The following is a 20,026-nucleotide window of genomic DNA, read 5'->3' on the forward strand; positions in this document are numbered from 1 at the left end:
CCCCCCCCCCCCCCCCCCCCCCCCCCCCCCCCCCCCCCCCCCCCCCCCCCCCCCCCCCCCCCCCCCCCCCCCCCTCCAGGCGGTCACCTCGTCAGCGCGTCAGCGCACGTCCTCGTCGACCCAGTCGAAGGTCTTCGTGACGGCCTTCTTCCACAGGCGGAGCTGGCGGTCGCGCTCGGCGTCGTCGAGCTGCGGCTCCCAGCGCCGGTCCTCCTGCCAGTTGGCGCGGAGCTCGTCGAGGTTCGCCCAGAACCCGACGGCCAGACCGGCGGCGTACGCGGCTCCGAGGGCGGTGGTCTCCGCGACGACCGGACGGACGACCGGCACGTTGAGGATGTCCGCCTGGAACTGCATGAGCGCGTCGTTGGCCGTCATGCCACCGTCGACCTTGAGCTCGGTCAGGTCCACGCCGGAGTCCGCGTTCACGGCGTCGAGGACCTCGCGGGTCTGCAGCGCCGTCGCTTCGAGGGCGGCACGCGCGATGTGCCCCTTGTTGACGTAGCGGGTCAGGCCGACCAGGGCACCGCGGGCATCCGGTCGCCAGTACGGCGCGAACAGGCCCGAGAACGCCGGGACGAAGTACACGCCGCCGTTGTCCTCGACGGTCTTGGCGAGGGCCTCGACCTCCGGGGCGCTGCCGATGATGCCGAGGTTGTCGCGGAGCCACTGGATGAGCGAGCCCGTGACGGCGATCGAACCCTCGAGGGCGTAGTGCGTCTCCTGGTCGCCGAGCTTGTAGCCGACCGTGGTGAGCAGCCCGTTCTCCGACCGGACGATCTCCGTGCCCGTGTTGAAGATGAGGAAGTTGCCGGTGCCGTAGGTGTTCTTCGACTCGCCCTGGTCGAACGCGGCCTGACCGAACGTCGCGGCCTGCTGGTCGCCGAGGATGCCGGCGATCGGGACCTCGCGGAGCAGGCTGGAGGACTCGACGTGGCCGTAGACCTCGGAGGAGCTGACGATCTCCGGGAGCATCGACTTCGGCACCCCGAAGTCGGCCAGGATGTCGTCGCGCCACTGGAGCGTCTCGAGGTCCATGAACAGCGTGCGGGACGCGTTCGTGACGTCGGTCTTGTGGACGCCGCCGTCGGTGCCACCCGTCAGGTTCCAGAGGACCCAGGTGTCGGTGGTGCCGAAGAGCAGGTCGCCCGCCTCGGCCTTCTCGCGCGCACCCTCGACGTTGTCGAGGATCCAGGCGATCTTGGTGCCGGCGAAGTACGTGGCGAGGGGCAGGCCGACGATCGCCTTGTAGCGGTCGGTGTCACCGTCGGCGAGCTCGTCGACGATCGACTGCGTGCGGGTGTCCTGCCAGACGATGGCGTTGTAGACGGCCTTGCCGGTGTTCTTGTCCCAGACCACGGCGGTCTCGCGCTGGTTGGTGATGCCGACCGCCGCGACGTCGTGGCGGGTGATGTCGGCGCGGGACAGGGCCTGGCCGATGACCTCGCGGACGTTGTCCCAGATCTCCGCCGGGTCGTGCTCGACCCAACCGGCACGCGGGAAGATCTGCTCGTGCTCCTTCTGGCCGACCGACTTGATCGAGCCGGAGTGGTCGAAGACGATGGCGCGCGTCGAGGTCGTGCCCTGGTCGATGGCGACGATGTAGTCGGCCATGGGTTCTCCTTGGGTTGCGTTCGGTGTGGTGGACGGGTGGTCGTCAGGAGACGACGGGGAGCAGGAAGGTCGAGGCACCGGCGGCGAGGGCGCCACCGACGAGCGGGCCGACGACCGGGACCCAGGCGTAGGACCAGTCGCTCGAGCCCTTGCCCTTGATCGGCAGGATCGCGTGGGCGATGCGCGGGCCGAGGTCACGGGCGGGGTTGATCGCGTAGCCGGTGGGGCCACCGAGGGAGACGCCGATCGCGATCACGAGGAAGGCGACGGGGACCGCGCCGAGCTCGGCCGGGGTCTTGCCGTTGGTGAAGGCGAGCACGACGAACACGAGCACGAAGGTGCCGATGACCTCGGTGACGACGTTCCAGCCGTAGCTGCGGATGGCCGGGCCGGTGGAGAACACGCCGAGCTTGGCGGCGGCGTCGGGCTCCTCGTCGAAGTGCTGCTTGTAGGCGAGCCACACGATGACGGCACCGATGATCGCGCCGATGAGCTGGGCGATCCAGTAGAGGAACATCTCGCCGACGGTGATCTTGCCCAGCAGGGCGAGGCCGAGGCTCACGGCGGGGTTGAGCTGACCACCGGAGCTGTACGACACGGTGACGCCGGCGAAGACCGCGAAGCCCCAGCCGATCGTGACCATGAGGAAGCCGGCGCCGAAGCCCTTGGACTTCGTGAGGGACACGGCGGCGACGACACCGCCACCGAGGATGATGAGCAACGCCGTGCCGACGAGCTCTGACATGAAATTGACGCCGATGCCGTCCATCGGTGACCTCCAGTGCGAGTGGTGGGGGTCCGGTGGCTGCTGCGTCCGGCACTCCCCGTCGAGTGATTGGGGCCGAGCATAGTGAGGCGGATCGTCGAGACGCGATCACGCAACGAGTCGAGTCCGCGAAACTGCACGAACGTGCACGAGCGGTGTGCGGTCCGGCATCCCGCACCGGGGCCGCGGGAGCATGGTCCTGCACGAACGTGCACCGGAGACGAACGGGCGGTCGCTGTAGGGTGAACGCACTCCGGTCGACGACGGCGGTGTGGATCCGCCCGCGGTCGACCCCCGTCCTCGTGGAGGTCCGTCATGAAGAAGCTCATCAACGATCCGCACGACGTCGTGACCGAGTCCGTCCGTGGGTTCGCCCGGGCGCACGAGGGGCACGTCGTCCTGGTCGAGGACCCGATCCACCTGCACCGCGCCGACGCCCCCGTCCGCGGCAAGGTCGGCATCGTGAGCGGCGGCGGCAGCGGGCACGAGCCGCTCCACGCCGGGTTCATCGGCCACGGCATGCTCGACGCAGCCGTGCCGGGGCCGGTCTTCACCAGTCCGACCCCGGACCCCATCGTCGCCGCGACGAAGGCGGTGGACGGGGGAGCGGGCGTGCTCCACATCGTGAAGAACTACACCGGCGACGTCCTCAACTTCGAGACCGCGGCGGAGCTGGCCGAGCTGGAGGACATCCGCGTCGAGTCCGTCGTCGTCGACGACGACGTCGCCGTGCAGGACTCGCTCTACACGGCAGGACGCCGCGGCGTGGCCGGCACCGTCGTGGTCGAGAAGTGCGCCGGCGCCGCAGCCGAGCGCGGCGACGACCTCGACGCCGTCGCGGCGGTCGCCCGCCGCGTCAACGAGGTCACTCGGTCGATGGGCCTGGCCCTGGGCTCCGGCACCGTCCCGCACGCGGGGGAGCCGTCCTTCACGCTCGCGGACGACGAGGTCGAGCTCGGGATCGGCATCCACGGCGAGCCCGGCCGCGAGCGCATCCCGATGGCTCCGGCCGACCAGCTCGTCGACCGCGTGCTCGAACCGGTGCTCGCCGACCTCGACGCGCCTGCGGGCTCGCAGCTGCTGCTCCTCGTGAACGGGATGGGCGGGACCCCGCTGTCCGAGCTCTACATCGTCTACCGGCGCGCCGCCGAGGTCCTCACGGACCGTGGCCACCACGTCGCGCGTAGCGTGGTCGGCGACTACGTCACGTCCCTCGAGATGCCGGGCTTCTCGATCACCGTCACGGTGCTCGACGAGGAGCTCACGGCACTCTGGGACGCCCCGGTGGAGACCCCGGCGCTGCGCTGGGGTCGCTGACCACCGTCCACCATCCAGGAAGGAACACGAATTGGCGCTCGACACCGCATGGGCCATCGACTGGGTGCGCCGCACCGCCGCGACGATCGACGACCACCGCGCCGAGCTCGTCACGCTCGACCGTGAGATCGGCGACGGTGACCACGGCGAGAACCTCGACCGCGGGTTCCGCGCCGTGCTCGAGACCGTCGACGGCGGCTCCTTCGACACCCCCGGCGCGGTCTTCAAGGCCGTCGCGACGAAGCTCATCTCGACGGTGGGCGGTGCCGCCGGTCCGCTCTTCGGGACCGCCTACCTGAAGGCCGCCCAGGCGGCCGGCGACGCGACCGAGCTCGACGCCGACACGCTCGTGGCCGTGCTCACCGCCGCACGCGACGGTGTCGTCTCCCGTGGCAAGGCCGAGGTCGGCGACAAGACGATGGTCGACGCGTGGTCTGCGGCCGTCGACGCCGCGACCGCCGCTGCGGCGGCCGGCGACGGGCCGGAGCGCGTGCTCGAGGCCGCCGCCGACGCCGCCGTGACCGGCGCCGAGTCGACCGACCCCCTCGTCGCCCGCAAGGGCCGCGCCAGCTACCTCGGGGAGCGGGCGATCGGACACCGCGACCCCGGTGCGCAGTCGACGGCGTACATCCTGCGCGCAGCGGTGGACGCCGCGTGACCGTCGGGATCCTGGTCGTCTCGCACAGCGCGGCGATCGCGACCGGCACCGTCGAGCTCGCCCGCCAGATGGCCGCGGACGTCCCGATGGTGGCCGCCGGCGGCACGGACGACGGCGGCATCGGGACGTCCTTCGAGGCGATCGCCGACGGCATCCAGGAGCTCGCGCCGGCGGACGCCGTCGTCGTGCTCTGCGACCTCGGCTCCGCCTACCTGACCACCGACACCGCACTGGACTTCCTCGACGAGGCCGACCGCGACCGGGTGCACGTCTCGCAGGCCCCGCTGGTCGAGGGCACGGTGGCCGCGGCGGTCGCCGCGCAGACCGGGGGCGACGTCGACGCCGTCCTGGCCGCGGCGTCGTCGGCCGCACGGTCCGCGGACGACGAGAGCGCCTCGGACCCGACGGGGGACCAGCCGGGAGGCACGGCGCCCGTCGACGACGCGGATCCGACTGACGGGGCGGTCACCGAGACCGTCGAACTGGTCAACGAGAGCGGCCTGCACGCCCGGCCCGCGGCCGAGTTCGTGAAGGCCGCCGCGAAGCACGAGTCGCGCGTCCGCGTCAACGGCGTCGACGCGAAGAGCCTCCTCGCGATCATGGCGCTCGCCCTGCCGAAGGGCGCGACCGTGACGATCGAGGCGGACGGACCCGACGCACGGGACGCCGTCGACACCCTCGTCGCGCTCGTCCGCTCCGGCTTCGGCGAGTGACGAGCGCCGCCGCGCGCGCCGAGGGGCGGGCGCGGCGGAGGTGCTCAGCGTCCGGGTGTCACGAACTCCTGCAGCCCCGTGACCCGGAGCAGGTCCAGCTTCGCGGCGTCCTCGCTGCCGGGCACCGCCGTGTAGACCACGATCCGCAGGTCGCTGCCCGGCACGCTGAGCACGTCGCAGTCGATCTCCACCGGGCCGACCGGGGTGTGCACGACCTTGCGACCGGTCCGGTGCTCGGCGATGCGCCCACCGTGCCAGCGCCGCTCGAACTCCGGGGACGCACGGCGCAGCCGTGCCACCAGCTCCGCGAGACGCCGATCCGCCGGGTACCGGCCCAGGGCGGAGCGGAGGCCGGCGACCAGGTCGCTCGAGAAGTCCTCCTGGTGGGTGTCGTCCCACTCGACGCCGTCGTGCCCCTGCGTGAAGTGCCGCCACACGAGGTTCGCCTCGAGGCCCGTCCAGCGCCCGGGGTCGCCGGAGACCGTGGCCCAGAGATCGTTCCACAGCACGATGTCGTGCGCCGCCGTGAACACGGCCAGCGGGACGTCCCCGAGCCGGTCGAGCATGCGGTGCACGCCGGGCGGGACGTGGCGGGGGACCTCGCCCCGCGAGGGCACCGCGGCGCCCGCGACCCGGAACAGGTGGTCGCGTTCGGCCTCCGTGAGCCGGAGCGCGGTCGCGAGTGGAGCCCGGCGGTGCGCCGGCCCGGCCCCGCCGGCAGTCCGACCTCGGCCGGACGCACCCGGTCACGCCAGGCGCGCAACACCTCCGCGAACTCGCTCATGCGACCATCATCACCCGGTTCGGGCAGGCGGTCCTGGTACTGCCGGTCCCACCGTCGACCGGTGCCTGGGAACACGACGGCGACGCGGGCGCCGTGGACGGCATGACCACCACACTCATCACCGGGGCCAACCGTTCGCTCGGCCTCGAGACCGCACGCCGACTCGTCGAGGCCGGGCACACCGTGTACGCCGGCATGCGTGACCCCGCCTCCGGGGACGAGGCGCGCGCCCTCGGCGCGCACGTCGTGGCGCTCGACGTCACCCAGCAGGCGAGCGTCGACGCCGCGCTCGCGTCGCTGCCGCAACTCGACGTGCTCGTGAACAACGCGGGGGTGCTCGGGACCGCGTTCGGCGTCGACGACCTCGACGCGGACGCGATGGCCGACGTGCTCGACACGAACGTCGTCGGGGTCGTCCGGGTGACGCAGGCGGCCCTGCCGCTGCTGCGTCGCTCGTCGAACCCGGTGATCGTCAACGTCGCGTCCGGCGTCGGCTTCGCGCGCTGGCTCACCACGCCCGGTCGCGACGAGCACCCGGTCCCCGCGGTGCCGTACGCGGCGTCGAAGGCGGCGCTCATCGCCGCGACGGTGCAGTACGCGAAGAACCTGCCCGGGTTCCGCGTGAACGCGTCCGACCCCGGCTACACCGCGACCGCGTTCAACGGCTTCGGCGGGCACCAGACCGTCACGGAGGGCACGGACGCGACGGTGGCGCTCGCGCAGATCGGCCCGGACGGACCGACGGGGGAGTTCCACGACCGGACCGGCCGCATCGAGTACTGACCGGACGTCGGACGGGAGGCACGTGGCGGGTCCGCCACGCGCCTGCCGTCGGTCGGTCTGCCAGGATGACGGCATGCGCGCAGTCCGGTACGACCGCTTCGGTTCCATGCCCGTCATCGTCGAGCTCCCGACGCCGGAGGCACCCGTCGACGGCGTCGTCGTCACCGTCCGTGCGACCGGGGTGTGCCGGAGCGACTGGCACGCGTGGAAGGGCCACGACGACTCGGTGTCGTTGCCGCACGTGCCGGGCCACGAGTTCTCGGGGACCGTGTCGGCCGTCGGCGACGACGTCATCGGCTTCGCCGTCGGCGACCGGGTGACCGCGCCGTTCGTCTTCGCCTGCGGTACGTGCGAGCAGTGCCGCGACGGGGCCACGCAGGTGTGCACCCGGCAGCAGCAGCCCGGGTTCACGCTGCCGGGCTCGTACGCCGAGGCGGTGGTGGTGCCGCATGCCGACGTGAACCTCGTGGCGCTGCCCGACGAGGTCGGCTTCGCCGAGGCGGCGGGGCTCGGCTGCCGGTTCGGCACCGCGTACCACGCGCTGCACGCACGGGGGCGGGTCGCCGCAGGGGAGTGGGTCGCCGTGTTCGGCTGCGGCGGTGTCGGACTGTCCACCGTGCTGGTCGCCGTGGCAGCGGGCGCACGTGTGATCGCCGTCGACGTCTCGCCGGCAGCGCTCGAGCGGGCGGCGGCACTCGGCGCGACCACGCTACCGATGGGCGATGACGTGGCGGCGACGGTGCACGGTGTGACCGGAGGGGGCGCGCACGTGTCGGTGGACGCCTACGGCAGCCGGGCGACCTCGCTCGCCGCGGTGGGCTCGCTCCGTCCGCGCGGTCGGCACGTGCAGGTCGGCCTGTTGCTCGACGACGAGGCCGTGCCGGTCATCCCGATGGGCAGGGTCATCGCCGACGAGCTCGAGCTGCTCGGGAGTCACGGGATCGCAGTGGGGGAGTACGCCGCGATGCTCGACGACGTGGTCGCCGGTCGGCTCCGTCCCGCCGAGTCGATCGGACGGACGATCGGGTTCGGCGACCTGCCCGATGCGCTCGAGGCGATGGACCGGTTGGCGACCGGGTCGGGGATGACCGTCGCGGTGTTCTGAGACGCCGCCGTCCCGGTCGTCTGCGACCTGCGGACAGCAGGTGTGTCATCTGACATACTGCGGAGATGACGTGGGGAAGCGGAGCGAGCGTCGAGCTCGCGGAGCTCGCAGTGATCGACGACTGTCGGCTGACGGTGCCACCGCGCGTCGACCGGGCGGACGGAGTCGTCCGCTCGTTCGTGGCGCGGATCCCACCGGGGGCGTCGACGGGGTGGCACCGGCACGACGCCTGGCAGACCGGGATCGTCGCCCGGGGGCGACTGCGACACCGGACGGCCGACGTCGTGCAGTACCACGAACCCGGTCAGGTGCTCGTCGAGGCACCCTTCGTCGACCACGAGGCAACGAACGTGTCCGACGAGGAACTGGTGCTCGTGTTCGTCGCGGCGCAGGTCGACGACTGCCCGCTGGTCACGCCGAGACCCGCGCCCTGACGCAGGGCGGGGCGATCAGGGGAGCCGCACAGACAGGAGTCCGACCGTCTCGAGTCACCTGAGTTGACATAATATGCATTATCGGCGCTCAGCGCTGAACAGCTATGCAGCCGGTGAACTCGCGTCCACGGACCGTTCTCGTCGCACGACGCGCCGCCGTTTGTCCGCCGTGGGTGCACGACATGCCGCTCACGATCAACGTGAACGGCATGTCGTGCGACCTGGGCGTCGTGACCGGCGGCGCATCGTGGCCGGGCCCGCGGTGGCGTTGCGGGTCCGACGGACCTGCGCGGTCGGCGGCGACGGCCGGGTCGTCAGTGCTCGGGCGTCTCGTCGCCGGTGGGCACGTCGTCGGCGTCGATCTCGAGGGCGGCCTGCTCGCTGCCGTCCTCCTCGACCTCGGAACGGTCGGTGTCCGGCTGCTCCGGCTGCTCGGCCTGGGTGGTCTCTTCTGCGGGGTCCGGCTGGCTGTACGTCATGGCGGGGACGCTACTCGGCGCGGCCTGTGTCGGTCCGGGCGGTGCGGTCGTCGACGGTGACCGGACAGACGGACGGGAGGCGCGCGGCGGTGCCGCCACGCGCCTCCCGTCCGGTGGTGCTACTGGTTCTGCAGCATCTGCGTCGCCAGCACGGCGCCGAAGATCATGAAGATGATCGCGATGACGATGCCGATGACGCTCAGGACGATGCCGGCGAGGACCATGCCGCGGTTCAGGCCCCGGCGACGCGCGACGAAGCCGAGGATCAGGCCCACGATGCCGGCGATCAGACCGATGATCGAGAACAGGAAGCCGAAGACGACGGCGACGATGCCGAGCACCAGCGACCCGATGGCGAGGCCGTTGCCGCCGTTCGTCGCGGGTGCCGCGCCGGGCGTGTTCGGTGCCGGCGGGAAACCGTTCGTGGACATGGGAGCTCCTCGTGTCAGGGCCGCTGGCACGGGTTGCGTGCGGCCGTCAGCGCACACGGTAGGCGCTTCCTGCGAAGTGCGTTCACATCAGCTGTACGCACCCGGTGCTGCCGGATCAGACGGCACGGTGCTGCCGGACCAGGTCCGGGAGCTCCGCCGGCTCGAAGGGCTCGTCGGTGGCGTCGAGCTCCTCGGCGGTCCACCACCGCGAAGCGAGGATGTCGACGCGCTCGTCGTCGGTCCACTCGGCGTCGGACAGCTCGAACCCGGGCGTCCGGACGACGTAGAACTCGCTGTGGCCGCGGTCGTGGTCGGCCAGGTCCCACTCGACCGTGAAGTCCCAGCTCCACACGGGGTCGCCCGGATCGTCGACGACGACGCCGGTCTCCTCACGGAGCTCGCGGACGGCGGCGTCGCGGTGAGACTCCCCCGGGTCCACGCCGCCACCGGGGGTGATCCACCGGTGCGCATGGTCGGACGACGGCGACCGCGTGTCCATGAGGAACACGCGGCCGTCCGGGTCGAGCAGGAGGATGCGGGAGGTCAGACGGAGGCCGGGCTTCGCTGTCATCCGCCCGAGGCTACCCGTCGCGCCGTCCCCGGCCCCGTGTCAGGCCGTGAAGCCGCTCGTGTCGCCGACGAGCTTCGTGTGGTCGGCCGGGATCGGCTCGACGGCGGCCAGGGCGATCTCGGCCGCGAACTCGGACACGCTGTAGAGCTTCCCGACCTCCTGGCGCCGACCCTCGATCGCACCGGGGTTCAGGCGGTTGAGCAGCGTCGCCGTGATGGTGCCCTCGATCATGTCGCCGGAGACGGTCACGAACTCGATGCCGGCGGCCTCGAGCTGCGGGATGAGCTCGCGCAGCGCGAGTTCGCCGGCACGCTTGCTCTTGGCGACGGGGACGTACTCGTCCATCGTCTCGGCGGTCTCGACGAAGTGGGCCTGGTGGCTCGTCACGAAGACGACACGCGAGCCGGCCGGCATGTGCGGCACGGCGGTCTGCAGCATGTCGACCTGTGCGTCGCGGTTCAGGCGGAGTGCGTAGTCCTCCCCCAGGTCGGCCTCCATGCCGCCGGAGGCGTTGAGCACGAGCAGGTCGATCCCGCCCCACTCGGCCACGACGCGGTCGACCATCGCCTGGACGGAGTCGTGGTCGGTCAGGTCGGCAGCCACGGCGATCGCGGAACCGCCGGCAGCGACGACCTTCTCGACGATCTGCTCGGCGCGCCGGGCCTTGTTGCGGTAGTTCACGACGACCTTCGCGCCGGCCTCGGCCAGGTAGCCGACGGTGTCGGCGCCGATACCGCGCGACGACCCCGTGACGAGGGCGCGCTTGTCGGCGAGGGATCCGGGGGCGAGGGGGTTCGTCACAGGCGTGTTCTCCAGGTCGCTGCTGTGGCCGGTCGGCCGCCGACGAGCCTACCAACCACGCGGCCCGCGCCGGGCGAGCGTCAGTCGCACCCGCGCGGACCCGAGCGTGACTTGATATGTTGAACGGAGTTGGACCGGCCGTCGCGACGCTGCACGCCGGAGCGCGCGATGCAAGGGAGGGAGATCGCGTGAACATCGACTGGATCCAGACCGTCGTCTGGATCGGACTGACACTGCTGCTGGGCGTGGTCGAGATCTTCACGCTCGACTTCATCTTCCTGATGCTCGCCGCGGGCGCGGCCGGGGGTCTGATCGCAGCGCTGGTCGGCGCGCCGTGGTGGCTCTCCGCGATCATCGCGGCCGTCGTCGCACTCGTGCTGCTCTCGCTCGTCCGCCCCCGGCTGCTCGTGGCGCTCGGCCGGAACGCCGACCCGCACCGCACCAACATCGAGGGGCTGATCGGCCTGCGCGGCACCGTCGCGGTGGCCTTCACGTCGTCGTCCCCCGGGCAGGTCCGTCTCGCGAACGGCGAGACCTGGAGCGCCCGGCTCGCCGCAGGCTCCCCCGACCGCACACCACCGCTCGGCACCCCCGTGGTCGTCGAGTCCATCGAGGGGTCGACCGCGGTCGTCCGCCTCGGAGAAAGGGCCACCTCGTGACCATCTCAGCCGGGACGATCGCCCTGATCGTCCTCGTCCTCGTCGTCGTGATCTTCGTGATCGTCGTCCTGTCCCGCGCGATCCGGATCGTGCCGCAGGCGACGGCCGGGATCGTCGAACGACTCGGCAAGTACCACAAGACGCTCAGCCCCGGACTCAACATCCTGGTGCCGTTCATCGACCGGCTCCGCCCGCTCATCGACATGCGCGAGCAGGTCGTGTCCTTCCCGCCGCAGCCGGTGATCACCGAGGACAACCTGGTGGTGTCGATCGACACCGTCGTCTACTTCCAGGTGACCGACGCACGCGCGGCCACCTACGAGATCGCGAACTACCTGGGTGCGGTCGAGCAGCTCACCACCACGACGCTCCGCAACGTCGTGGGTGGCCTCAACCTCGAAGAGGCCCTGACCAGCCGCGACAACATCAACGGCCAGCTCCGGGTCGTCCTCGACGAGGCGACCGGCAAGTGGGGCATCCGGGTCGGTCGTGTCGAGCTCAAGGCGATCGAGCCGCCCGTGTCGATCCAGGACGCCATGGAGCAGCAGCTCCGCGCCGAACGGAGCCGTCGAGCCGCGATCCTGCAGGCCGAGGGCACCAAGCAGTCGGCGATCCTCGAAGCCGAGGGCCAACGGCAGGCCGCGATCCTCGCCGCCGAGGGTGACGCGAAGGCCCAGGTGCTCCGCGCCGAGGGTGAGGCGCAGGCCATCGCGACCGTCTTCGAGGCGATCCACACGGGCGACCCGGACGACAAGCTGCTGTCCTACCAGTACCTGCAGACCCTGCCGAAGATCGCCGAGGGCACGGCGAACAAGCTGTGGATGATCCCGAGCGAGTTCACCGAGGCGCTGTCCGGGATCGCCAAGGGCTTCACCGGCGGGCGGACCGGCAGCGGTCCGGTCGCGGGGGCCGGTGGGGGCACGGACTTCCTGTCGCGCATCTCGAAGCTCGCGAACGAGAGCCTGGCGAACACCGCGACCGCGGACGGCGCGGCGGCGGCGAACCCCCGACCGGACGCCACCGCGGCCGACATCGTCCCGGACGCCGCGCTCGACGAGCGGCTCGAGGAGTCGAACCGCAGTGTCGACGCGCGCCTCGCCGCGGCCGACGAGGCCTCGCAGACCGCGCTCGGGGACGACCACCGGCCGTAGGTCTCCCCGCACACGACAGGTCTCCCCGCACACGACGACGCCCGCCCCGGATACCCCGGGGCGGGCGTCGTCGTGTCGGGGGTGGTGCTCAGGCGCCGCGACGTGCACGCAGGAACGCGAGACGCTCCTCCAGGAGCTCCTCGAGTTCCTCGCGCGAGCGACGCTCGAGCAGCATGTCCCAGTGCGTCCTCGGCGCCTTGACGTCCTCGGCAGCGACCTCGACGGGGATCCCGTCGTCGCCGAGCAGCCGTCCTTCGCGCCCCGTCCGGGGTTCCGACCACGTCTGCGGTACGTCCGCCTCGGCGGAGAAGACGACGTCGAACGTCTCCCCCGACTCGGTCTGGTAGACCGCGCGCTTCCGGTCGGAGAGCTCGACGCCCTCCTCGCTCTGGAGACTCTGGCTCCCGAGCCGCATCCCGCGGAGACTCCGATCAGCCATGTGTGTGCTCCTCTCGCTCGTCTGCCCTCCTCAACACTGTCCCACGCGGGATGCATCCCGACTGGGCGCATTCACAGAGCGTTCCCAGTGGGAGGTGGCGGTGTTCAGGAATCGCGGCGGAGCGACCGTGTCGATCGACGGCCCCACGGTGCGCACGCGAGCAGCGCGAGGAGGGCCCCGAGCGACACCAGGAGGGTGACCGAGCCGGAGACGACGGTGGCGGGGGTCGTCCCGGTGCCGAGCGGCACGTCCGTGACCATCGAGGTCGCCGTGTACGCGGGGACGCGGTCGATGGTCCGCCCCGACGGGTCGATGACCTGGGACGCACCGACCGTCGAGATGTTGACGAGCGAGCGACCGGTCTCGACCGCCCGGAGCCGGGCGATCTCGAGCTGCTGCAGGTTCTCGTCGGTCCCGGAGAAGTCGGCGTTGTTCGTCTGCGCGAGGATGACCTGCGCTCCCCCGCGAGCCATGTCGGACGTGAGCCCGTCGTCGACGATGTCGAAGCAGACCGCGATCCCCGCCCTGATGCCGGCGACGTCGAGCACGTTCGGCCTGGTGCCCGGCGTGTAGTCGCGCTGCAGCAGTCCGATGAGCGACGGCGCCAGCTTCGAGAAGAACCAGCGGTCGGGCACGTACTCGCCGAAGGGGACCGGACGCTTCTTGTCGTAGGACGACTGCCAGCCGTCGGCGGTCCACACGAACGACGTGTTGTGCAGGACGCCGGACGGTGTCTGCGTGATCGCCCCGGCGACCAGCGGCGCCCCGACCGTGTCGACCACGGAGTCGAGGGCGCCTGCGACGGCCGGGAAGCGCCGCGGGTCGGCCTCGGCGGCAGCCTCGGGCCAGACGACCAGGTCGACCCCACGCGCCTCGACGTCGGTCGCGGCGACCTGCGCGGCCAGGACCTCTCCCGGCTGGGCGCGTTCGAAGTACCCGGCCGGACCGTTGCCCTGCACGGCCTCGACGCGGATGCTGCCGTCGATGCGGATGGGCCAGGCGGGCACGGCCAGGACCACGGCGACCAGGAGCCCGGCGGTGGCCACGCGCGTGGACGCGGCGACGCCCGAGCCGGGTGTGCGAGGCACGACGAGCGCGAGCGACAGCACGACCGCGACGCAGTAGACGACGACGAACGTCACGCCGAGCACGCCCACGTACGCCGCGAGGTGCGTGAAGGGTCCCTGCGACTGGGACAGCCCGACCCGACCCCACGCGAAGCCCTCGTACGGCCAGCTGCCGGAGAACCACTCGCGTCCGGTCCAGAGTCCGGCGACGACGGCCGGGAGGCCCCACACCCGCCAGGCGGTCGACGGCAGGACGCGCGCGACCCAGCGGTACGCGAGGGCGATCGCCACGCTGCCGAGGGCGAAGTACGCGGCCTCGAACAGCGCGAGCGCCAGCCACGGGACCGGCCCGAGGTACCGCCCGGCCCAGGAGATCGCGGGCAGCCAGAAGGCCGCGCCGGCCACGTACCCGAGCCAGGCTGCACGTCGGGCGCGCTGCCCCATCGCGGCGAGCAGCATGCAGGCCGTCGCCGGGTAGGCGAGGAACCACCAGCCCGGGGACGGGAACGACAGGGCGAAGAGCAGGCCGCCGACGACCGCGAGCGGGAACGCGAGGCGCAGCGGCAGCGCGGCGAACTCGTCGCGCCGCCCGTCCGGCAGGGTCCCGGTCCCGGTCCGGGACACCGTCGACGCCCGCGAGGCGCCTCTGCCGACGCGGCGTCCCGCGGTGGAAGCGCCGGTCTGCGGGCGCGTGGCCGCGTCGGGGACGTGCACCGGGCCTCCCGTCAGACCGTCGCGTAGGCGACGATGCCGCGGCGCACCGCGTCCGTCGCCCGTCGCGCGGTCTGGGCGAGCTCCTCGTCGCCGGCGTTCCGGACCTGGTCCAGCAGGTCGATGACCTGCTTCGACCAGCGCACGAAGTCGCCCGCGGGCATGTCCAGGGTCCGGAGCACGTCGTCGAGCGCGGAGCCGGACGCCCACCGGAACATGCCGACCGACATCGCCGGGGTCGGCGGCTGCGAACCGGCGAGCCGCGCGTCGCGCTCGATGTCGTCGAGCCGCGCCCAGATGGTCAGCGTCTCGTCGAGCGCCGGCCGGAAGGCTCCGCGGGGCAGGGCGTGCTCGGTCCCCGGGGCGTCCTCGCGCCGGGGCTGGTACACGATGGTGGCGGCCATGGCGGCGAGCTGCGCCGGGGTCAGTTCCTTCCAGACGCCGGCCTCCAGGCACTCGGCCACGAGCAGGTCGCGCTCACCGTAGATCCGCTGCAGGCGACGTCCGCCCGCGGCGACGGTCGCTTCGTCGTCCCCGGTGGCGACCAGGTAGCCGAGCTGCAGGAGCACGTCGGTGACCCGGTCGAACGTCGTCGCGACGGCGCCCGTGCGGGAGCGGATCTGCTGGACGAGCTTGTCGTTGGCGCGCTTGAGCTTGTACCAGCGCTCGGCCCAGCGGGCGTGCGCCTCGCGGTCCGGGCACGCGTGGCAGGGGTGGCGCTGCATCTGCCGACGGACCTCGGTGATCGCCGCCTGGCGCTCCTGCCGGGCGCCGTGCGAGGCCTCGCGACCGCCGGGGACGTTCGTGCGCTCGAGGTCCGACAGGCGACGGCGGAGCGCGGCGTACTCGGTGAAGTCGCCGAGGTGGCACTGCATCGCGCGCTGGTAGCCGTCGAGGGACTCCTGCTGCGACCGGACCTTGCGTGCGAGGTCGACGACGGAACGGTCCGCCTGGAACTGCGCGAACGAGGTCTCGAGGACCTCGCGCGTCCGCTGCCGACCGAACTGCTCGATGAGGTTCACGGCCATGTTGTACGTGGGCTTGAACGACGAGTTGAGCGGGTAGGTGCGACGGCTCGCCAGCGACGCGACGGCCTGCGGGTCGAGGCCGTCCGACCACTGGATGACCGAGTGGCCCTCGACGTCGATGCCACGGCGTCCGGCGCGACCGGTGAGCTGCGTGTACTCCCCCGGCGTGATCGGCACCCGGGCCTCGCCGTTGAACTTCTCGAGCTTCTCGAGCACGACCGTGCGGGCCGGCATGTTCACGCCGAGCGCCAGGGTCTCGGTCGCGAACACGACCTTGAGGAGCTTGCGCTGGAAGAGGTCCTCGACGACCTCCTTGAACGCGGGCAGCAGGCCGGCGTGGTGTGCGGCCACACCGCGCTCGAGGCCCTCGAGCCACTCCCAGTAGCCGAGCACCGCGAGGTCCTCGTCGAGCAGGGTCCGGCAGTGGTACTCGGCCGTCTCGCGGATCTCGTTGCGCTCGTCGGCGGTCGTCAGCGAGATGCCGGACCGGAGGACCTGACGGACGCCCTGGTCGCAGCCGTTGCGGCTGAACACGAAGAAGATCGCCGGCAGGAGCATCCGCTCGTCGAGCACCTTCGCGATCTGCTCGCGGTACATCTTCTCGGTACGAGGGCCCCGGCGCTCGGGGTAGCCGCCGCGTCCGCGACGACCACGGTGGCCGCCGCCGTGCCGCTCGCTGCGCGAGGCGCCGCCGACGAGTCGGAGCAGCTCCGGGTTCACCCGGTTCGTGGCCGCCGCACCGCTCGAGTCGAACAGGTCGACCATCTTCGAGCCGACGAGCACGTGCTGCTCGAGCGGGACCGGCCGGTCCTCGGACACGATGACGTCGGTGTCGCCGCGGACGGTTTGCAGCCAGTCGCCGAACTCCTCGGCGTTGGACACCGTCGCGCTGAGGGAGACGAGCCGGACCTCGGTCGGCAGGTGCAGGATCACCTCTTCCCACACCGCTCCCCGGAACCGGTCCGCCAGGTAGTGGACCTCGTCGAGGACGACCCACGCCAGGTCGTCGACCAGGTCGGAGTCCGCGTAGATCATGTTGCGGAGCACCTCGGTCGTCATCACCACGACACGGGCCCGCGGGTTGACGTTCGTGTCGCCGGTGAGGAGCCCGACCTCGGACTCGCCGTAGTCGGCCACGAGCTCGTTGTACTTCTGGTTGCTCAGCGCCTTCATCGGCGTCGTGTAGAAGACCTTCGCGGTGGGCTGCCGCATCGCGAGCCAGATCGCGAACTCGGCGACGATCGTCTTGCCGGCACCGGTCGGTGCGGCGACGAGGACGCTCCGGCCCTGGTCGAGTGCGTCGCAGCCGGCGACCTGGAACGGGTCGAGGTCGAAGCGCAGGTCGGAACGGAACAGCTCGAGGTTGCGCGAGCGGTTCCGGACCTTCGCCGCCTGGTAGCGCTCGGCGGCAGTGGGTCCGGCGGTCATCAGCGTGCGTACTCCTCGTCGAGCTTCGCCTGCTGCTTCGCCAGCCTGCGGTCGTGGAGCCAGGTCACGAGACACGCTGCTGCGTAGAGCACCGTCATCGGGATCGCCAGCAGGAACATCGAGATGACGTCGGCCGACGGGGTCACGATCGCGCAGAACACCAGGATGCACACGATCGCGACGCGCCACGACCTGATGATCGAGCTGGCCGACAGCACCCCGACGAAGTTCAGCAGCACGAGGAACACCGGCAGCACGAACGCGATGCCCACGGCGACGATGAGCTTGATGACGAAGTCGTAGTACGCCTTGGCGTCGACGATCGACGTGTCCTGCGCCGACACGAAGCTGCCCAGGATCCCGACGATGTGCGGCAGGACGTACCAGCCGAACCAGCAGCCCGCGAAGAACAGCGGGATCGCGGTGCCCAGGAACCCGAACACGTACTGCTTCTCGCGCCGCACCAGCGCCGGGACGATGAACGCCCAGACCTGGTAGAGCCAGACGGGGCTCGAGATGACGACACCGATCGTGATCGCGATCTGCAGTCGCAGGTCGAACGCGCCGGTGATCTGGGGGAAGTTCAGCTCAGCCGTGTGGCCGCCGACCTCGGCCAGCTGGGTGACCGGCTGCCGCAGGGCATCGAGCACGAACGGGGTGAGGAACCACCCGCCGACCGCGCAGAGCGCGACCGCGACGACGGCCTTGAAGAGACGGTTCCGCAGCTCGATCAGGTGCTGCCCGAGCGACATGCGACCCTCGGTGTCCTTCTCCGGACGGCCTGGTCGCCTCGCTCGCCCGCTCGCGGTCGTCGAAGCCATGGCCCGATCCTACGGGACCGGGGCCGACAGTCGGGCCGTCGGCGGCGGACCCACAGGCGGACGACCGGACGGGAGGCGCACGGCGGGCCCGCCCCGTGCCTCCCGTCCGTCAGGGTGAGCGGCGGGCGCGGTGCGCGCGCTACTCGGCGGCCAGGGCTGCTTCGGCGAACGCGCGGACGGCGGCACGGGCCGCCGGCGGGTCGAGGACGACCGCGCGGCCCGGCAGGCCGGCCACCAGCCGGACGACCCCGTCGAAGCCGTTCGATGCCGCGAGCCGGATGCGGACGCGGCCGTCTGCGTCCTCGGCGTCGGCGGTGTCCGCCAGGAAGTCCGCGACGAGGGGCAGCGCCGAGCAGTCGAGCTCCACCGTGACGATGACGTCGCCGCCGGACTGCTGGAAGAGCGTGTCCGGGATCACGACGTCGCCGATGGTCTTCTCGGCCGGGCGGTCGTCCACGCGCACGCTCGTCATCCGGTCGAGCCGGAAGGTCCGGAGCGCCTGCCGGTCGAGGTCCCAGGCACGCAGGTACCAGTCGGTGTCGATCGACTCGACGCGGAGCGGGTCGACTCGGCGGGTCCCGCCGCGGGTGCGCGGCCCGGCGTACTCGAACGCCAGACCACGACCGTCGGCGACGGCACGGCGGATGGTGGCGAGCGCCGCGTCGTGCAGGTCCTGACCGACCGCGACGTTCGACGCCGCTCCCCCGGCACCGCGGGAGAGCTTCGCCATGAGGGACCGGATCGCGTCCCGGTCGGCGGCCTCGGGCAGCGCGGACAGGTACTGCAGGCCGGCGATCAGCGCCGAGGCCTCACGCGCCGACAGCCGGGGCGAGTCGTCGATCGCCACGAGGTTCGTCAGCACGATCATGTCGTTCTGCTCGAAGTCGTCCCAGGCGATGTCGAACAGGTCACCGTGCTGGTACTGCATCGTCTCGCCGGGCACCCCGGACACCGCGATGAGCTCGACCGCACGGCGGATGCGCTGCTCGGGGACGCCGAAGTGCCGTGCGGCCTCGGCCACGGACACGCGCTCGTGGTCGATGAGGTACGGCACGAGGACGAGCAGGAACGCGAGCTTGTCCTGTGCCTGGAGCGGTCGCTGGTCAGGCACGGGTACCTCCGGCGTCGGCGGTCTGGTCTGCGTCGGCTCGGCCGGCCTCCGCGTGGTCGGCGACGAGGGCGCGCAGGCGGGCGACCACGAGCTCGCGGACCGCGGCGGGCTCGAGCACCCGGACCTCGGGACCGAAGGCCGCCAGTTCCTCGGCGAGGATCTGCGGGTCGACGTGGTGCACGACGAGCACGCCGTCGTCGTCGACCTCGGTGCCGCGTCGACGCTGGAGCCGGCGCTCGGCATCGGAACCGGGCACGACCGCGATCCGCGCCGTCCGTTCGGCCCACACCCGGTCCAGCTCGGTCAGGGCACGCTCGGCGGCGCCGGCGGGAGCGGGGTGCTGCCCGACCTGGTGCACGCTGACCGGTCCGACGATCCGCGACAGCAGGTAGTTCTTCGTGCCGCCGGTGGAGAACTCGTGCGCTGCGAGCATCCAGCGACCGCCGTGCTGCACGAGCGCGAGCGGTGCGAGGTCACGTCGGCGGGGCGCGTGCTCGCCCGGCGTGATGTAGTCGAAGCGCACGGCGGCGCCACGGTCGAGCGCTGAACGCAGGGGTTCGAACGCGGTGTCACGGGCGCGGAGCCGGGGCGAGTAGGCGGCCATGCCGGCGACGCCCTGCGCCGTGGTCGTCCCTCCGTCGTCGGCACCGGCGGACCGGACCTTCAGCAGCGCCCGTCGTGAGTCGGTGGACAGTGCGCCCTCGCGCCATGCCATCGCGGCGAGCGACAGCAGCGCGGACTCGTCCGGGGTGAAGCGGACGTCGAGCGGCAGGTCGTACTCGCCCTTCGGGATGCGGTACCGGAGCGTCTGGTTGTTGCCGGCGGCACCGGGCGTCTCGATCGTCTCGAGCGGGATGCCGAGGTCGCGGACGTCGTCCTTGTCGCGCTCGAACTGCCGCTCGAGCGACGCGTTGTCCCCACCGGACGTGTACCGCTGCCGGTAGCCCTGCACGTTGGCCAGGATCTCCGCCTTGGTCAGCCCGGCCTCGGTCGAGAGCAGCGCGAGCACCAGGCTGAAGAGCCGCTCCTCGGCGGGGACGCGGGGGGCTCGGGTGGCTGGCACGAGCCCGATCCTACGGCAGCGGGGGGGGGGGGGGGGGGGGGGGGGGGGGGGGGGGGGGGGGGGGGGGGGGGGGGGGGGGGGGGGGGGGGGGGGGG

21 protein-coding genes are annotated in these 20,026 nt (G+C 72.0%); 8 read left to right on the forward strand and 13 right to left on the reverse strand.

Annotation, left to right across the window (positions count from 1 at the left end; genetic code table 11):
- Positions 1 to 99 precede the first annotated feature (99 nt).
- Complete coding sequence (glpK, locus tag PIJ49_RS15910; RefSeq protein WP_209682576.1) at positions 100 to 1,611, reverse strand: glycerol kinase GlpK; 1,512 nt, start codon at positions 1,609 to 1,611, stop codon at positions 100 to 102.
- 43 nt (positions 1,612 to 1,654) lie between these two features.
- A complete protein-coding gene (locus PIJ49_RS15915; protein WP_251155489.1) occupies positions 1,655 to 2,380 on the reverse strand; it encodes an MIP/aquaporin family protein in 726 nt (241 codons plus the stop codon).
- 312 nt (positions 2,381 to 2,692) lie between these two features.
- Between PIJ49_RS15915 and dhaK the strand changes: the two genes are divergently transcribed.
- The 3 genes from dhaK to dhaM are packed head-to-tail and all read left to right on the forward strand — an operon-like array spanning position 2,693 to position 5,065.
- The gene (gene dhaK / locus PIJ49_RS15920) at positions 2,693 to 3,694 is read left to right on the forward strand and encodes a dihydroxyacetone kinase subunit DhaK (RefSeq protein WP_271827044.1); all 1,002 of its coding nucleotides are present in this window, start codon (positions 2,693 to 2,695) and stop codon (positions 3,692 to 3,694) included.
- Between the two features lie 31 nt (positions 3,695 to 3,725).
- Positions 3,726 to 4,352, forward strand: a complete 627-nt coding sequence (dhaL, locus tag PIJ49_RS15925) for a dihydroxyacetone kinase subunit DhaL (protein WP_066654325.1) — start codon at positions 3,726 to 3,728, stop codon at positions 4,350 to 4,352.
- Positions 4,349 to 5,065, forward strand: coding sequence for a dihydroxyacetone kinase phosphoryl donor subunit DhaM (dhaM, locus tag PIJ49_RS15930; RefSeq protein ID WP_271827045.1), 717 nt, complete (start codon positions 4,349 to 4,351; stop codon positions 5,063 to 5,065). Before dhaL ends, dhaM begins: the two co-directional genes overlap by 4 nt.
- Before the next feature lie 44 nt (positions 5,066 to 5,109).
- Here dhaM and PIJ49_RS15935 read toward each other — a convergent pair whose 3' ends face one another.
- Positions 5,110 to 5,631 carry an MmyB family transcriptional regulator gene (locus PIJ49_RS15935; RefSeq protein WP_271827046.1) on the reverse strand — a complete coding sequence of 174 codons (522 nt, stop codon included), beginning with the start codon at positions 5,629 to 5,631 and terminating at the stop codon, positions 5,110 to 5,112.
- Between the two features lie 320 nt (positions 5,632 to 5,951).
- Here PIJ49_RS15935 and PIJ49_RS15940 point away from each other — a divergent pair, with 320 nt between their 5' ends.
- From PIJ49_RS15940 to PIJ49_RS15950, 3 genes are all read left to right on the forward strand, one after another.
- Positions 5,952 to 6,632, forward strand: coding sequence for an SDR family NAD(P)-dependent oxidoreductase (locus tag PIJ49_RS15940; protein WP_271827047.1), 681 nt, complete (start codon positions 5,952 to 5,954; stop codon positions 6,630 to 6,632).
- Positions 6,633 to 6,705: 73 nt separating this feature from the next.
- Complete coding sequence (locus tag PIJ49_RS15945) at positions 6,706 to 7,737, forward strand: alcohol dehydrogenase catalytic domain-containing protein (protein ID WP_271827049.1); 1,032 nt, start codon at positions 6,706 to 6,708, stop codon at positions 7,735 to 7,737.
- Between the two features lie 65 nt (positions 7,738 to 7,802).
- A complete protein-coding gene (locus tag PIJ49_RS15950; protein ID WP_271827050.1) occupies positions 7,803 to 8,171 on the forward strand; it encodes a cupin domain-containing protein in 369 nt (122 codons plus the stop codon).
- 314 nt (positions 8,172 to 8,485) lie between these two features.
- Here the strand turns inward: PIJ49_RS15950 and PIJ49_RS15955 are convergent, their stop codons facing one another.
- The 4 genes from PIJ49_RS15955 to PIJ49_RS15970 form a co-directional block, all read right to left on the reverse strand.
- Positions 8,486 to 8,650, reverse strand: a complete 165-nt coding sequence (locus PIJ49_RS15955) for a hypothetical protein (protein ID WP_158407754.1) — start codon at positions 8,648 to 8,650, stop codon at positions 8,486 to 8,488.
- 119 nt (positions 8,651 to 8,769) lie between these two features.
- Positions 8,770 to 9,081, reverse strand: a complete 312-nt coding sequence (locus PIJ49_RS15960) for a DUF4190 domain-containing protein (RefSeq protein ID WP_066654336.1) — start codon at positions 9,079 to 9,081, stop codon at positions 8,770 to 8,772.
- Between the two features lie 115 nt (positions 9,082 to 9,196).
- Positions 9,197 to 9,652 (reverse strand): NUDIX hydrolase, encoded by a 456-nt coding sequence (locus PIJ49_RS15965; RefSeq protein ID WP_271827051.1) that lies wholly within the window; start codon positions 9,650 to 9,652, stop codon positions 9,197 to 9,199.
- A 39-nt stretch (positions 9,653 to 9,691) separates the two neighbouring features.
- Positions 9,692 to 10,453, reverse strand: a complete 762-nt coding sequence (locus PIJ49_RS15970; RefSeq protein ID WP_251155494.1) for an SDR family oxidoreductase — start codon at positions 10,451 to 10,453, stop codon at positions 9,692 to 9,694.
- A gap of 188 nt (positions 10,454 to 10,641) precedes the next feature.
- Here PIJ49_RS15970 and PIJ49_RS15975 point away from each other — a divergent pair, with 188 nt between their 5' ends.
- Positions 10,642 to 11,112 carry an NfeD family protein gene (locus PIJ49_RS15975; protein ID WP_066654342.1) on the forward strand — a complete coding sequence of 157 codons (471 nt, stop codon included), beginning with the start codon at positions 10,642 to 10,644 and terminating at the stop codon, positions 11,110 to 11,112.
- A complete protein-coding gene (locus PIJ49_RS15980) occupies positions 11,109 to 12,263 on the forward strand; it encodes an SPFH domain-containing protein (protein WP_271827052.1) in 1,155 nt (384 codons plus the stop codon). Before PIJ49_RS15975 ends, PIJ49_RS15980 begins: the two co-directional genes overlap by 4 nt.
- 88 nt (positions 12,264 to 12,351) lie before the next feature.
- On the opposite strand, the gene PIJ49_RS15985 is transcribed toward PIJ49_RS15980, so the two are convergent.
- The 6 genes from PIJ49_RS15985 to PIJ49_RS16010 all read right to left on the reverse strand — a co-directional run bounded on the left by PIJ49_RS15985 (position 12,352) and on the right by PIJ49_RS16010 (position 19,931).
- Positions 12,352 to 12,702, reverse strand: a complete 351-nt coding sequence (locus PIJ49_RS15985) for an RNA polymerase-binding protein RbpA (RefSeq protein WP_058727838.1) — start codon at positions 12,700 to 12,702, stop codon at positions 12,352 to 12,354.
- A 104-nt stretch (positions 12,703 to 12,806) separates the two neighbouring features.
- Entirely contained in the window at positions 12,807 to 14,483 is a 1,677-nt protein-coding gene (gene lnt / locus PIJ49_RS15990) for an apolipoprotein N-acyltransferase (protein WP_271827053.1), read from the reverse strand.
- An 11-nt stretch (positions 14,484 to 14,494) separates the two neighbouring features.
- Positions 14,495 to 16,936, reverse strand: coding sequence for a DEAD/DEAH box helicase (locus PIJ49_RS15995; RefSeq protein WP_271827054.1), 2,442 nt, complete (start codon positions 16,934 to 16,936; stop codon positions 14,495 to 14,497).
- On the reverse strand, positions 16,936 to 17,688 hold the full coding sequence (gene tatC / locus PIJ49_RS16000; RefSeq protein ID WP_066654351.1) for a twin-arginine translocase subunit TatC: 753 nt from the start codon (positions 17,686 to 17,688) through the stop codon (positions 16,936 to 16,938). The genes PIJ49_RS15995 and tatC overlap by 1 nt, the downstream gene beginning before the upstream one ends.
- Positions 17,689 to 17,896: 208 nt before the next feature.
- Positions 17,897 to 18,868 carry a helix-turn-helix transcriptional regulator gene (locus PIJ49_RS16005; RefSeq protein ID WP_209682558.1) on the reverse strand — a complete coding sequence of 324 codons (972 nt, stop codon included), beginning with the start codon at positions 18,866 to 18,868 and terminating at the stop codon, positions 17,897 to 17,899.
- Complete coding sequence (locus tag PIJ49_RS16010) at positions 18,861 to 19,931, reverse strand: helix-turn-helix transcriptional regulator (RefSeq protein WP_271827055.1); 1,071 nt, start codon at positions 19,929 to 19,931, stop codon at positions 18,861 to 18,863. Before PIJ49_RS16010 ends, PIJ49_RS16005 begins: the two co-directional genes overlap by 8 nt.
- Between the last annotated feature and the right edge of the window lie 95 nt (positions 19,932 to 20,026).

The organism is Curtobacterium uvaldense (assembly GCF_028307415.1).
Taxonomy (GTDB): Bacteria; Actinomycetota; Actinomycetes; order Actinomycetales; family Microbacteriaceae; genus Curtobacterium.

Excerpts from the sequence above, each read along its gene's own strand:
- PIJ49_RS15945 (WP_271827049.1), top strand. The coding sequence starts at position 6,706 with ATGCGCGCAGTCCGGTACGACCGCTTCGGTTCCATGCCCGTCATCGTC.
- glpK (WP_209682576.1), bottom strand. The coding sequence starts at position 1,611 with ATGGCCGACTACATCGTCGCCATCGACCAGGGCACGACCTCGACGCGC.
- PIJ49_RS15960 (WP_066654336.1), bottom strand. The coding sequence starts at position 9,081 with ATGTCCACGAACGGTTTCCCGCCGGCACCGAACACGCCCGGCGCGGCA.
- PIJ49_RS15915 (WP_251155489.1), bottom strand. The coding sequence starts at position 2,380 with ATGGACGGCATCGGCGTCAATTTCATGTCAGAGCTCGTCGGCACGGCG.
- PIJ49_RS15995 (WP_271827054.1), bottom strand. The coding sequence starts at position 16,936 with ATGACCGCCGGACCCACTGCCGCCGAGCGCTACCAGGCGGCGAAGGTC.
- PIJ49_RS15935 (WP_271827046.1), bottom strand. The coding sequence starts at position 5,631 with ATGCTCGACCGGCTCGGGGACGTCCCGCTGGCCGTGTTCACGGCGGCG.
- PIJ49_RS15965 (WP_271827051.1), bottom strand. The coding sequence starts at position 9,652 with ATGACAGCGAAGCCCGGCCTCCGTCTGACCTCCCGCATCCTCCTGCTC.
- PIJ49_RS15955 (WP_158407754.1), bottom strand. The coding sequence starts at position 8,650 with ATGACGTACAGCCAGCCGGACCCCGCAGAAGAGACCACCCAGGCCGAG.
- tatC (WP_066654351.1), bottom strand. The coding sequence starts at position 17,688 with ATGTCGCTCGGGCAGCACCTGATCGAGCTGCGGAACCGTCTCTTCAAG.
- PIJ49_RS15985 (WP_058727838.1), bottom strand. The coding sequence starts at position 12,702 with ATGGCTGATCGGAGTCTCCGCGGGATGCGGCTCGGGAGCCAGAGTCTC.
- PIJ49_RS15950 (WP_271827050.1), top strand. The coding sequence starts at position 7,803 with ATGACGTGGGGAAGCGGAGCGAGCGTCGAGCTCGCGGAGCTCGCAGTG.
- PIJ49_RS15940 (WP_271827047.1), top strand. The coding sequence starts at position 5,952 with ATGACCACCACACTCATCACCGGGGCCAACCGTTCGCTCGGCCTCGAG.
- dhaK (WP_271827044.1), top strand. The coding sequence starts at position 2,693 with ATGAAGAAGCTCATCAACGATCCGCACGACGTCGTGACCGAGTCCGTC.